The organism is Tenacibaculum profundi (genome assembly GCF_052050075.1).
In the GTDB taxonomy this organism is placed as follows: Bacteria; Bacteroidota; Bacteroidia; order Flavobacteriales; family Flavobacteriaceae; genus Polaribacter.
This window is the reverse complement of sequence record NZ_CP197225.1, coordinates 2108001-2121806: the sequence shown is the minus strand read 5'-3', so window position 1 is coordinate 2121806 and position 13806 is coordinate 2108001. Positions and strand designations below refer to the sequence as shown.

Here is a 13806-nt window from a genome sequence, read left to right as displayed (position 1 = left end):
TTCAGTAAATTTGTGGTTACTAAAACTAACAAAGTATGATGAAAACCATTCATTCCTATTGGGCATATATTGTATTAGGCATTTTGCTTTATACAGTAGTTAATGTTGTAATAGGTTTAATTCAGAAAAGAGAATTTACACATAAAGAATTTCGTTTAGGCTTATTTACATTAATTACAAGTCATATTCAATTATTGATTGGATTGGGTTGGTACTTTATGTCTCCATGGTATAAGGCTCTCAAATCAAATACAGGAGAGGTTATGAAAGAGTCTGCAACTAGGTTATTGGCTATTGAACACCCTATTACCATGATCACCGCAATTATTTTAATAACTGTGGGGTGGTCTAAACACAAGAAAAAAACCAAAAGCGAAGATAAATTTAAAACACTAGCTATATTTTATGGTATAGCATTAGTACTTATTTTATCAAGAATACCATGGAATAATTGGTTTTAAACTGAAAAAAATAGTCCTGCTTTGGCAGGATTTTTTATTTTTGTGTGTTTAACAAAATACTTAAGCAATCGTATTTGTTGTTTTAAATAACTTATTTACATTGTTTTAGTTTTTATAATATCAAACAAAAAGTGAAAATAATTAGTCATTTCTTATCGCCGATATTTGCCTTTGTGTTTATTTTATTATTGATCATATTCCATCCAATTCAGTGGATTGGTTTAAAAATATTTGGATCAAAGGGACACCAAAAGGTTGTTGATGTAATGAATTTTTTTTTAGTTAAATCACTTTTGGTTCTTGGAGTTCCGGTAAGGTTGATTAATCCTTATAAATTACCCCAAAACAGTACAATATTATTTGTAGCTAATCATCAAAGTTTATTTGATATACCTCCAATTATTTGGTTTTTTAGAAAACATTTACCAAAGTTTGTTTCAAAAAAAGAACTAGGTAAAGGAATTCCTAGTGTTTCTTTTAATTTACGGCATGGAGGCGCTGCCTTAATTGACCGAAAAGATGGAAAAAAAGCCATAGTTGAACTGGCAAAATTTGCAAAAAGAATAGATAAAAATAAGTGGTCTGCTGTTATTTTTCCTGAAGGAACAAGAAGCAGAACAGGAAAGCCTAAAAAATTTGCTCCTAACGGTTTAAAAACATTGGTAAAGTACAACCCAGAAGCCTACGTAGTTCCAATTAGTATAAACAATTCTTGGCGGGTGTTTAAATATGGGAAGTATCCATTTGGAATAGGGAAACCAATAACTATTACAGCTCATGAAGCTATAAAGATTAACAGTCTTCCTTTTAATGAGTTGTTTGAAACTATAGAATCAAAAATAAAATCTTCTGTCGAGTAATTCAGTATTGATAGAGTTTGTTTATTATATAGGAAAAAGTAGTTCTTTTTAAATGGGAAGAATATCTTGTTTTGTTTTATCTTTGATAAACAAACAATTAGAAGATAAAAATCCTATAAATTTATGTCAATACAAAACATAAGAAAAGAAGTAATGCAAACTCTGGAAAAGAAAATAGACAGGTTTGTTGAAAAATTTTTGGTTCCGGTAGAGGAAATATGGCAACCTACAGATTTTTTGCCAAACCCTCAAAAAGAAGATTTTATAGAGGAGGTGAAAGAAATTCAAGAGATATCAAAAGATTTAGAAGATGATTTTTGGGTGGTGTTAGTTGGTGATACAATTACAGAAGAAGCACTGCCAACCTATGAATCTTGGTTGCTAGACTTAGACGGGGTTACCCAGCATCCAGATAACGGATGGGCAAAATGGGTACGAGCTTGGACAGCGGAAGAAAATCGTCATGGAGACGTACTTAATAAATATTTATATCTTTCAGGAAGGGTTAACATGCGCGAGGTAGAAATCACAACACAACATTTAATATCAGATGGTTTTGATATCGGTACCGCTAGGGATCCCTACAAGAATTTTGTTTACACTTCTTTTCAAGAGTTAGCTACTTATATTTCACATTTAAATGTTGCTAAAATAGCAAAGAAAAAAGGGCATAAAGCTTTGGCAAGAATGTCTAGAATAATTGCAGGAGATGAGATGCGTCACCATTTGGCATATTGTGAGTTTGTTAAGGAGATATTTAAGTTTGATCCAAGCGAAATGATGTTAGCTTTTCAGTTTATGATGAAACATAAAATTGTTATGCCTGCAATGCATCTGCGAGAATCTTTTGGACAAAAAGGGAGTTTGTTTGATGATTTTTCAACTGTAGCTCAAAGAATAGGAGTTTATACAGGTTTTGATTATGTAGATATACTAAATAAATTAAATAGTTTTTGGGAGATCGATAAGATAACCAATTTAACACCAGATGCAGAGAAGGCCCGGGAGTTTTTAATGAAGCTACCAAATCGTATGTACAAGATAACAGAGAGAATTATAGTTCCTGATACAAAATTTGAATTTAAATGGATGTTATCAATATAAAAAGGCAACCTATATAGGTTGCCTTTTTTAATTACTTAGTTGTTTGTAATTCTAGTGTATATTTAACTGTCAATTAATTCAAATAATTTATAATCTACACTAATTATGATTAATTAAATGGTTTTTCATTAGCCCGCCCCAAAGGATGCATGGCAAACGTAATAAGAGATGCGAGTTAATTTTTACGGACTTCCGTAATAATTGATTTTTATATTAAAAAAAACTTCTTTTGTATAATGACTTTTAACAAACCCAATAAAAAAAAGATATTAAAATAAATAAAAGATGTGCAAAAGGAATATAAAATGTATTTTTTATTTTTTTAAAAATATAGAGTGCGATAGATATCAAATATGAAATAGGATACAGTACACTACTAAATAAGCAGACTCCAGAAATAACATTATGAAAGTGACTCTGATGTCCACACTGTTGTGGTTCTATTGCCACTATGTCTTCAATAAAAAGAAAAGGATAAACAAGAAAAGGTAGTCCTAATAGTGTAAAAAACAGATAATGAGAGTTTTTTGAATTCATGCTTAAGTATATCGCTATATTTTCAATGAAAAAATCGGGTACACACAAATATATTTTTTTATTTCAAGATAGCCTAAATCATTTTGATTTTTAGTTAAAGTTTTGTTTTTTAGTTGTTTAAGTTTGTTGGTGGTTGCCTAATAAAAGATAAATTATAACACATTAAATTTTGGATTTCAGACATTTAAATTCATTATGGAATGTTTAGGAAAATGATTTCTGAACACAGGAAATTAAAATAATAATCACTTTAATTCACTTATTTATTTAAAGAAAGGCTTCTTCGGTTAAAATTATCTTATAAACGTAATGTCTGATGTCTGATGTCTGATAAAGTAAAGAATAGAATTTTTGCGTATTAAAAATATAATATTTCAATAAAGAAAGCTTTTAAATATGTTTGAAAGAAAGTTCTATAGAGCTACTTTTCAACCCTAAAAAGCTAATTTAGTTTGAATATCAGGGCAATTATCTTAAAATAAAGTCTTTTATTACGGAAAACCGTATTAAAAATCATGGTTTAATCTTTATGTTCGAAGTGTAATAGGGAAACAATGTTTTAATAAGAACAAAAAATGAAATAATATGGATTTTTTTACATCAGAAATAGAAATTATTATAGCTTGTTTTAGTATTGTTGTTGGTTTTTTATTTAGCATCATTATGACGGGTAAAAACAACAAATTAAAGGCAGAAAATAGAACACTTAATATTAAGTTAAAGAACATGAGATCAGAACTTGCAGACTTTAGTAAAAATAATCTCGTTAAGTCAAGAGGCAAGAATATCCAAACGGGTACTGAAGCAGCTGGTATTACAATGAATTTTTAGAGTTTAGTTAGTAAAGTGGTTTGAAAGTTTTAAAGAAACTAATGCTTTTTACATTTATTATAAAAACCAAACAATTGGTTGGTAGGGGAGAAAAAACAGTCTAAAATTTAAATTAATATCTTTAGAAATAAAGATGTAAATAATTTTTTTTTATTAACTTAGAAATAAGTATTTAAAATAACCCCCATGAAAAAATTATTCTTCTTTTTAACTTTTTTTGTTTTTGCAAGCGTCAATGCACAACGTTTATTTAATGTAAGTGAACAAAATCAACCAGATGTTAAACTGTTTGTTGTAGACGATCCTAATCAAGCCGATTTAAACGTACATGAGGTTAGAAGTGCTGATAAAGCAAAAAATAATGACGGTATTTGGTTTTTTACTAAAAACATAGATCAAGCAGAAAAAAAGGTTTGTTTTGTTAAGGAGGAAAATCAAGCGGACTTAAAAATTCATTTCGTTTCGAATCAAAATGAAGCAGGTTGGATAAACGAATCAAAAAAAAGCTTGTTAAATTAGATAGTTCATCAAAACACATTTAAGAAGATGTATATTTGGTTTTTACACTGCAGATAACAACGAAGAATTTAAAGACAAACGAGCACTCTGTTAAATAAAGTAGATTAAACAAAATAGCTAGTTAGTTGTTTTCTTAATTATTTGCGAACTTATAGAATATTATTTATTCCTGGTAGATCAAACCCGTCTCTATCAGCTAGAAAATTATATCGTTCTCTTTGTATATCTTGAGTTTCTTTGTTTAATGTAGTTATTAAAACAGCCTCTTTATTACTGAAATCCTTTGTCATACAATTGCCAAGAGTATCGAAACATGCTGAATAACCTGTGTAATTTTGATTGTTTAGATCTTTTCCAACCCGATTTACACCAATTGTATAGCTCATATTCTCAATAGCCCTTGATTTCAGTAGTGAATTCCAAGCACTTATTCTTGAATCAGGCCAGTTTGCCACATAAAATAACAAATCGTAGTTACTGGTATTTCTTGACCATACAGGAAAACGTAAATCATAACAAATTAAAGGGCACAGTTTCCAGCCTTTAAAATTGATTATGAGTCGTTTTTTTCCAGCACTATATACTTCATTTTCACCAGCTAAGGTGAATGTGTGTTTCTTATTGTAATATTCGATATCACCATTGGGATAACAAAATAACAATCTATTAAAATATTCAGTTGTTTTAAGATTATTTGTTATTTCCTTGATGATAATACTTCCGGTAATTGCTAAATTTTTTTCTTTTGCTATTTCACGCATCCAAGTAATTGTTTTTCCACTCATACTTTCAGCATTATCTGAAGGATTCATAGTAAAACCAGTAGTAAACATCTCAGGTAAAATAACTAAATCTACATCAAGGGGCAAAGCATGTATTTTTTCTTCAATAGCTTTAAGATTTGATTGTGCATCTTCCCAAAATAGATCAATCTGCATCAATGCTACTTTTAGTGTTGTTGTCATAAAATAATATAATTGCTAAAAAAAACAGTGTAAGCTCTCGTGTAAAACAAAGGTAGTAATCCTTTTTTACCTAGCCAATACCCTTTAACCTATATCAAGTGTTTTTTTATAATTTTAAGAGGTATAAATTTAGAGTCATCCAAAATGAAAATTGTACTTTGGTTTGAGAATATAGAACTATGCAATCTTTTATCAACGATACCTTAGATGAAATATTAAAAACAACGAAAACATTTGAAAATGTGGTATTTATTTTGCCTTCACAAAGAGCGGGTATCTTTGTGAAAAGAGCTTTAAAAAATAAAATAACTACAGGTTTTTTACCCAGTATTATCAATATTGGAGATTTTATTGAAGAAATTTCAGGATTAAAAAAGGCAGACTCTGTTCAACTACTATTTCACTTTTATACGATTTACAAAAAAGAAGAGAAGGAAGCAGATTCTTTTGATACATTTTCTTCATGGGCATATACTGTTTTACAAGATTTTAATGAAATTGACCAACATCTAATTAATCCTCGTGAAATCTTCTTGTATTTACGTGATATTCATCGTTTAAATAAATGGTCTATTTCAGATTCAATTGATGAAACAAGTCTTATGAAAGATCATTTTTCTTTCATGGAAAAATTGTATTATTTGTACGAATTGTTTTATAAGTTTTTAGTATCCAGTGGTTTTGGTTATCAGGGTGTCATATATAGAGAAGCGGTAGCCAAAATAGATGCTTATATCCAGAATATAAAAAATAAGAAATATTTTTTTATTGGATTCAATGCTCTGAATGCAGCGGAAGAACTATTAATTCAAAAAATGTTAGCAGCAAAAAACACGGAAGTATTTTGGGATATTGATAAGGCTTTTTTTGAAAATAATCATCAAGCAGGGAGCTTCATTAGGAAATACAAAGCAAATTGGAAGTTTTATCAAACCAGTTCTATTGGAACGATTACAAATTATTTCTCAAGAACTAAAAATATAAATATAATAGGAGCATCAAAAAATATCACTCAAGTAAAATATGCAGGTGAAATATTATCAAAGTTTTCAAATTATAATGATACAGCTTTTGTAATGGCTGATGAATCTTTGTTACCTATTACTTTGAATTCATTGCCCTCAAATGTAGATGCTGTAAATATAACGATGGGATACCCTTTAAAAGATATTCCTACTACTAGTTTATTGGAAGGGGTATTTCGGCTTTTTTTAAATCAAGAGAAATTCCAAAAGAAAGAAAGTAAATCGTTCTATTATAAAGATGTAATAGCCGTATTAAAACATCCATCACTTTACCAATTACTTTATCAAAATGATAGAAATATTTCGGACGTTTTTTTAGAAGAGATTGTGATTAGTAATAGTACATTTATAAGTTTCGAAAAAATCACTCTATTTTTTAAGGTATTACCCGCCACAGTTAAAGAAATAATTTTGACACTCTTTAAACCATATAAAACAATCGATGGTTTTCTGTCGAGAATAATTATGTTATTACTTGCATTAAAGGATAAAGCTACGGACTTAGAAAAAGAATATCTATTTCGTTTTTATACAGCATTTACGCAGTTGCAAAATTTACATGAAACATTTAACTATATTCAAGATTTAAAAACGTTACAGCAGTTTTTTAAACAATTAATTCAATCGGAGAGTTTATCATTTCAAGGAGAGCCTCTTCAGGGACTACAATTGATGGGGGTGTTAGAAACAAGAGTGCTTGATTTTGAGAATGTTATTGTGACTTCAGTTAATGAGGGAGTATTACCCGGAAATCACCAACAAACATCATTTATACCTTTTGATGTAAAAAAACAATTTGGTCTTCCAACTTACAAAGAAAAAGACGCGTTATTTTCATATCACTTTTTTAGGTTGTTGCAACGTGCAAAAAATATTTATATTTTATATAATACAGAACATGATGTTTTTGGAAGTGGGGAAAAAAGCAGGTTTGTCAAACAATTAGAAATGATACGAAATGATATTAAGGAAGAAATTATCAGTCCAAAGATCGTTACGGTAGTTTCTGGGCAAAAAAACATTTCTAAAACACAAGATGTTTTAGAAGAATTAAAAGAGTTAGCAAAAAAGGGAATATCTCCTTCAGCATTAACAAACTATTTATACAACCCTTTTGCTTTTTACAAACAAAAGATACTTAAAATAAAAGAGTTTGATGATGTAGAAGAAACTGTAGCAGCTAATACGATGGGAACAGTAGTTCATGATACATTAGAAGAGTTATATAAACCATTTGAAGGGAGGTATCTTTCCTTTAGTGACATAACAGTAATGCAGCAAAAAACCAAACAACGAATCATCTTTTATTTTTCTAAGCATTTTAAAAGTGGAGATATCAGTACAGGTAAAAATCGTTTAATTTTTGAAGTTGCAAATCGATTTGTAATTAATTTCTTGAAGCAAGAAAAGGAATTATTGAAGAACAAAGAAAATAAACTAAAGATTATAGCAACAGAACAAACATTGGCAACTGAGATCAATATTAATGGACTTGATTTTCCTGTAAAAATTCATGGTCAAGTTGATCGAATTGATGAGCTTAACGGAGTTACAAGAATTATTGATTATAAGACAGGAAGGGTAGAAAGCACGAATCTAAAAGTGTCTGATTTTGATGGTATTAGAGAGTTGAGGTTTCATAAAGCAATTCAAGTAATGTTATATGCATATTTATACACACAAAATAATCAATATGATTTTTCTAAGGTTTTAGAAGCAGGTATTTATTCATTTAAGAATCTTAAAAAAGGCTTTTTGAAAATGAATTTTTCTACGAATTCAAGAAAACCAGATAGTACTGTAACCGAAGAACGATTAGAAGAGTTTATGGTGGAAATAAAAGAGTATATTAAAGAAATATTTAATTCTGAAATAGATTTTATTGAACCGATTGATTTAAAGTATTAATTTATAGTTTCTTTGTTGAATAGTTTTGAGTTGATATAAAGGTGTTTTTCTAAATTTTTTTAAAAACTATAATCCATGTTTCATTTTCAAAATTGTAACGAGTTAATTCGGAAAAACCAATAATCATATGTGCATTGATTGAACGAGTATTTTTAGTATTAATCTCCGCTATAATATAATTGAAAGTTTCATAAAACACTTTAGCCATATGAGTATATAAGCCCCTAAAAATTCCTTGACCACGAAAATTTTTGGAAATACAAACATACCCATGATCAGGTAATTAGATTTTCCTATTTCTGAAGCATCAATTTTCGAAAACATTGGGACAAGTACAGGAATATTGTCTCAGAATTTTCTTGACATTGATAAGGCATATCCAGCAACAATTCTATCTGATACGGTAATGATATGCGGATGAACATCATGCATAGTTTTTAAAATATCCATATCATGATGAGCAGTCACAAAACCTTGTTCTTTTTTAGTTTCGTCAGTTAAGTTATCCTTTAGGTTTGTAGACTGAAGCATTAAAATTTCAGACAATTCTTTGGTGCTTTCAGTAACTTTATAATTAACCATTTCAATTTGCTTTTAAGGGTGTGCATTTACCCAAACCTCTCCATCAGAGAAGTGTTCTTTTTTCCAAATAGGAACCGTTTCTTTCAGATTGTCAATAGCATACTGGCAGGCCTCAAAGGCAGCCTTTCTGTGAGGAGATGAAACGGTAATAATTACAGGTATCTCACTTATTTTTAATATACCTTTAGCATGATGGATAGCAATTTTAGTAACGCCAAATTTCTCAATAGTACTATTAGCAATTTTCTGCATTTCTTTTAAAGCCATAGGCTCATAGGTTGAAAAATCAAGCTTTTTTACCTTTTTATTATTGGTCGTATTTCTAACGGTTCCAATAAAAATAGCAATACCACCGCATTTAGGATCAGTAACAAAATCATAACAGTCTTGAAAATTCAAAGAATGTGAGGATATTTTGATGTATGTTTTATTCATAATTAGTTCATAAAAATAAATGATTATTTTGTTTATTATTATCTAAAATAGAAAAAAGAAAGTTGTTTAGTGATTTAAGTACAAATGTTAAATTTAGAGTGGGTTAAATGCAAAATATGGTTTGTTTTAAAATAATTTGATAGTTCATATTAATTAGATTTTTATATGATTATAAATAATTACATTTGTTGGAAAATGAAAAGAATGAAAGCCAAATAGGTGTTTTTTACGCTAATTCTGATCTTAATTAGGAAGCTTTCAAATAAATATAATCACTACAATATGAAAACACTTGACAATTTTAATTTTAAAAATAAAAAAGCACTTATTCGTGTTGATTTTAATGTTCCATTAAATGATGCTTTTGAGGTAACAGATATAACAAGAATTCAAGCAGCAAAGCCAACGATTACTAAAATTTTAGAAGACGGAGGAAGTTGTGTTTTGATGTCACATTTGGGACGTCCAAATGGAGTTGAGGATCAGTTTTCTCTGAGACATATTGTTCATAAAGTAAGTGAAGTTTTAGGTGTTAAGACTCGTTTTGTAAATGATTGTATTGGTAGTCAAGTTAATGAAGCTGTTAGTAATATAGTGGCTGGTGAAGTGTTACTTCTTGAAAATTTACGTTTTTATGAAGAGGAAAAAGCAGGAGACACAGGTTTTGCTGAGCAACTTTCTGGATGGGGTGATATATATGTAAACGATGCTTTTGGTACAGCTCATAGAGCGCATGCCTCAACGGCAGTTATCGCACAATACTTCGAAGGGAACAAATGTTTTGGAAATTTATTAGCGCAAGAGATTGAGAGTATTGATAAGGTTTTAAATAACTCAGAAAAACCAGTAACTGCTATTTTAGGTGGAGCAAAAGTATCGTCTAAAATTGGAATTGTTGAAAATATTATTGAAAAGGTAGATCATATTATTATTGGTGGAGGAATGACCTTTACTTTTGTGAAAGCTTTAGGAGGAAAAATTGGAAACTCATTAGTTGAAGATGATAAGTTAGATTTGGCACTTGATATTTTAGAAAAAGCGAAGAAAAACAATACTCAAATTCATTTACCAGTTGATGCAGTAATTGCAGATGCTTTTTCAAATGATGCAAATACACAAACAGTGAATACAAATGAGATTCCAGAAGGGTGGATGGGGCTAGATGTTGGGCCAAAAACATCGGAAAATTTTGCGAAAGTTTTAACTAATTCAAAAACTATTTTATGGAATGGGCCGTTAGGTGTATTTGAAATGGATAATTTTTCTAAAGGAACTACTGAGTTAGGCAATGCGATTGCTGAATCTACTCAAAATGGCGCTTTTTCACTAGTAGGCGGAGGCGATTCTGTAGCTGCAGTAAAGCAATTTGGTTTTGCAGATAAAGTAAGTTATGTGTCAACAGGAGGGGGAGCAATGTTGGAAAGTTTAGAAGGAAAAGTGCTTCCAGGAATCAATGCAATCTTAAAATAAAAATAGAAATGAAGTACATAACCTTACCGAATACAGATATAAAAGTCTCTAAAATTTGTCTTGGAACAATGACCTGGGGAAATCAGAATACCGAAACCGAGGGGCATGAACAAATGAGTTACGCTTTGGATCAAGGTGTTAATTTTTTTGATGTAGCTGAACTATATCCCGTACCAGCTAATGCTAAAACATATGGTGATACGGAGAGGATTATTGGGACTTGGTTTAATAAAACAAATAATCGGGATAAAGTAGTTTTAGCTACAAAGATAGCTGGATCAGGAGATTATACAGCTCACATACGTAAGGATGGTTTTAGTAAAAAAGCAATTAAAGAAGCGGTTGAAGGTAGTTTAAAACGTTTACAGACAGACTATATCGATTTGTATCAATTACATTGGCCAGAAAGAGGAGTGAATTGCTTTGGAGTACGTGATTATCCCTATAAGACATCTGCAAAAGAGGCAGAAAATCATTTAGAGATATTAGAAACATTAAATGATTATGTAAAACAAGGAATTATAAAGCATATTGGCTTGTCTAATGAAACTCCATGGGGAACTATGAAGTATTTACAAGCTTCAGAACAGCACAATTTACCAAGACCAGTAACGATACAAAACTCATACTCATTGATACACCGTGCTTATGAGTATGGAATGTCAGAGGTGTCATTGCGAGAGAATATAGGATTATTGGCCTATTCTCCTCTTGCTTTTGGAGTTTTATCTGGTAAATATTTAGGAGGTAATAAACCTCAGAATGCTAGGGTAACATTGTTTCCAAATTATAATAGATACTCTTCTTCTCAATCATTAAGGGCTGTTGAAAAATATCAAGAAATCGCTCAAAAAAACGATTTAACATTAGTAGAATTATCCTTGTCTTATGTTAATCAATTACCGTTTGTAACAAGTAATATAATTGGCGCAACGAAAATGAGTCAATTAAAAGAAAATATTAATTCAATACATATTGAATTATCAAAAGATATTTTAAACGAAATTGAATCAGTACATCGCTTGATGCCTAATCCTGCTCCATGATATACTAAAAATATAAAATTAAAAAGGCAAGAACTAAATTCTTGCCTTTTTAATTAGTATCCAATTTTTTTACGAATTCTTTGTAAAACTTCTTGAGCAACTTCCCTGGCTTTGTCTGCCCCGATACTTAAGGCTTTATCAATTTCATGACGATTTTCCATGTAATAATTATACTTCGCTCTAATATCAGCAAAATCATCAATTATTAATTCGTAAAGAGCCTGTTTTGCATGTCCGTAACCATAATTGCCACCTTCGTAATTGGCTCTCATTTCTGCGATCTGTTTTTCATTCGCTAATAACTTATACAAGGCAAAAACATTATCTGTATCTGGATTTTTAGGTTCTTCTAAAGGAGTACTATCCGTTTGAATTCCCATGATTTGTTTTCTTAATTTTTTATCCGGTAAGAAAATGTTGATAACGTTGTTTCTAGACTTACTCATTTTTTCACCATCAATACCAGGAATTAACTTTGTTTCTTCGTTGATTTTAGCTTCAGGTGGAACCAAAGTTTCTCCAATAATATTGTTAATTCTGTTGGCTACATCACGAGAGATTTCCAGATGCTGTAATTGATCTTTACCTACGGGAACAACCTCTGCATCGTATATTAAAATATCAGCAGCCATTAACATAGGGTAGGTAAATAAACCAGTATTTACATCGGCTAAACGATCCGCTTTATCCTTAAAACTGTGCGCTAAGGTTAATCGTTGGTATGGGAAATAACAGCTCAAGTACCAAGATAATTCAGTAACCTCAGGAATGTCACTTTGACGATAAAATACCGTTTTATTAATGTCAATACCACAGGCAAGCCAAGTTGCAGCAACGCTATAGGTATTCTCACGCAGTTGCTCTCCTTCTTTAATTTGTGTTAAAGAGTGCATATCTGCAATAAAAATAAAAGATTCATTGTTAGAGTCGTTTGCCATTTGAATTGCTGGTAAAATAGCTCCCAATAAATTTCCTAAGTGTGGTGTTCCTGTACTTTGAACTCCTGTTAAAATTCTCGCCATGGATTTTTATGTAAAATTATTCAATCTTATTAATCTAAGAAAATAAGCAAACAAATTTTAGATTAAAAAACTAACAAAATTCTTTGCTACTATATTTCTGAGGTTCTCTATTCTTTTGCATTAAAAGAAGATGAGCAAAAGTAAGCTTTAAATTTATCAAACAAAAGAAATTACTACATTCGCAATTATGATACACTATTTAAAAGTACCATTTTTGTTAATTTGGAGAGCATGGTTTTATATTCTAATGTTCAGTACGATATTACTAATGACACCTGTACTTCTGGTATTAACAACTAGAGAAAAATATTATCCCGCTTTTTGGAAGGTCATCAGAGGATGGTCTTTTGTATTAGTATACGGCATGGGGTTTCGTTTGCATATAGAGCGAGAAGAGTACATTAAAAGAAATAAGAGTTATTTATTTATTGCAAACCATACTTCTTTAATAGATCCTTGGATTATGATTATTTTGAGTAAAAACCCAATAGTTTTTGTAGGAAAAAAAGAGCTTGTAAAAATTCCCGTTTTTGGGTTTTTCTATCGCAAAGTTGTTATTATGGTTGATCGAGAGTCTGATAAAAGTAGGAAACAAGTATACCAAAGAGCAAAGCAAAAACTAACGGATGGAATGAGTATTGGTATATTTCCTGAAGGACTTGTACCTGAAGAAAAAATAGTATTGTCCCCTTTTAAAAATGGAGCTTTTAGTTTGGCAATTGAGTTTAAAACTCCTATTGTTCCGCAAATTTATTTTGATTGCAAAAGATATTTTTCTTGGAATATTTTTAAGGGAGGACCTGGCGTTATAAGAATTAAGCAAGCTTATTTTATAGAAACAGAAGATAAAGAAATTAAGGATAGAAAAATTCTCAGAGACCAAGTATATGATCTTATTTTTCATGAACTAAATACTGATGAAAAATATATGAGTGATACATTAAAAGTCATTTAGTGTTTTTTATTAAAATCAAAATAATATTTACTTCTTTTTCTTTATTTAAGTGTCTCATTTTTAAATATTAAATAAAAATAGTATAT

Annotated in this window: 13 protein-coding genes; 9 read left to right on the top strand and 4 right to left on the bottom strand. The window is 30.1% G+C overall.

Features of this window, described 5'->3' with window-relative positions; genetic code table 11:
* Positions 1-38 precede the first annotated feature (38 nt).
* The 5 genes from ACSIGE_RS08655 to ACSIGE_RS08635 all read left to right on the top strand — a co-directional run bounded on the left by ACSIGE_RS08655 (position 39) and on the right by ACSIGE_RS08635 (position 4312).
* Positions 39-461, top strand: coding sequence for a hypothetical protein (locus ACSIGE_RS08655; RefSeq protein ID WP_440882196.1), 423 nt, complete (start codon positions 39-41; stop codon positions 459-461).
* A gap of 131 nt (positions 462-592) precedes the next feature.
* Complete coding sequence (locus ACSIGE_RS08650) at positions 593-1321, top strand: lysophospholipid acyltransferase family protein (protein ID WP_440879475.1); 729 nt, start codon at positions 593-595, stop codon at positions 1319-1321.
* 123 nt (positions 1322-1444) lie between these two features.
* On the top strand, positions 1445-2425 hold the full coding sequence (locus ACSIGE_RS08645) for an acyl-ACP desaturase (protein WP_440879474.1): 981 nt from the start codon (positions 1445-1447) through the stop codon (positions 2423-2425).
* 1122 nt (positions 2426-3547) lie between these two features.
* Positions 3548-3793: a hypothetical protein gene (locus ACSIGE_RS08640; RefSeq protein WP_440879473.1), complete on the top strand. Its 246-nt coding sequence runs from the start codon at positions 3548-3550 to the stop codon at positions 3791-3793.
* 186 nt (positions 3794-3979) lie between these two features.
* On the top strand, positions 3980-4312 hold the full coding sequence (locus ACSIGE_RS08635; protein WP_440879472.1) for a DUF6150 family protein: 333 nt from the start codon (positions 3980-3982) through the stop codon (positions 4310-4312).
* 149 nt (positions 4313-4461) lie between these two features.
* On the opposite strand, the gene ACSIGE_RS08630 is transcribed toward ACSIGE_RS08635, so the two are convergent.
* Positions 4462-5277, bottom strand: coding sequence for a nitrilase family protein (locus ACSIGE_RS08630; protein ID WP_440879471.1), 816 nt, complete (start codon positions 5275-5277; stop codon positions 4462-4464).
* A 179-nt stretch (positions 5278-5456) separates the two neighbouring features.
* Between ACSIGE_RS08630 and ACSIGE_RS08625 the strand changes: the two genes are divergently transcribed.
* Positions 5457-8210, top strand: coding sequence for a PD-(D/E)XK nuclease family protein (locus ACSIGE_RS08625; protein ID WP_440879470.1), 2754 nt, complete (start codon positions 5457-5459; stop codon positions 8208-8210).
* Between the two features lie 348 nt (positions 8211-8558).
* Here ACSIGE_RS08625 and ACSIGE_RS08620 read toward each other — a convergent pair whose 3' ends face one another.
* Positions 8559-8792 carry a hypothetical protein gene (locus tag ACSIGE_RS08620; RefSeq protein WP_440879469.1) on the bottom strand — a complete coding sequence of 78 codons (234 nt, stop codon included), beginning with the start codon at positions 8790-8792 and terminating at the stop codon, positions 8559-8561.
* Positions 8793-8804: 12 nt separating this feature from the next.
* Complete coding sequence (locus ACSIGE_RS08615; RefSeq protein ID WP_440879468.1) at positions 8805-9227, bottom strand: molybdenum cofactor biosynthesis protein MoaE; 423 nt, start codon at positions 9225-9227, stop codon at positions 8805-8807.
* A gap of 282 nt (positions 9228-9509) precedes the next feature.
* On the opposite strand from ACSIGE_RS08615, the gene ACSIGE_RS08610 reads away from it, so the two are divergent.
* Entirely contained in the window at positions 9510-10697 is a 1188-nt protein-coding gene (locus tag ACSIGE_RS08610; RefSeq protein ID WP_440879467.1) for a phosphoglycerate kinase, read from the top strand.
* An 8-nt stretch (positions 10698-10705) separates the two neighbouring features.
* Positions 10706-11743 carry an aldo/keto reductase gene (locus ACSIGE_RS08605; RefSeq protein ID WP_440879466.1) on the top strand — a complete coding sequence of 346 codons (1038 nt, stop codon included), beginning with the start codon at positions 10706-10708 and terminating at the stop codon, positions 11741-11743.
* Between the two features lie 53 nt (positions 11744-11796).
* Here ACSIGE_RS08605 and trpS read toward each other — a convergent pair whose 3' ends face one another.
* Entirely contained in the window at positions 11797-12765 is a 969-nt protein-coding gene (trpS, locus tag ACSIGE_RS08600) for a tryptophan--tRNA ligase (RefSeq protein ID WP_440879465.1), read from the bottom strand.
* A gap of 187 nt (positions 12766-12952) precedes the next feature.
* On the opposite strand from trpS, the gene ACSIGE_RS08595 reads away from it, so the two are divergent.
* Positions 12953-13720, top strand: coding sequence for a lysophospholipid acyltransferase family protein (locus ACSIGE_RS08595; RefSeq protein ID WP_440879464.1), 768 nt, complete (start codon positions 12953-12955; stop codon positions 13718-13720).
* The last annotated feature ends 86 nt before the right edge of the window (positions 13721-13806 follow it).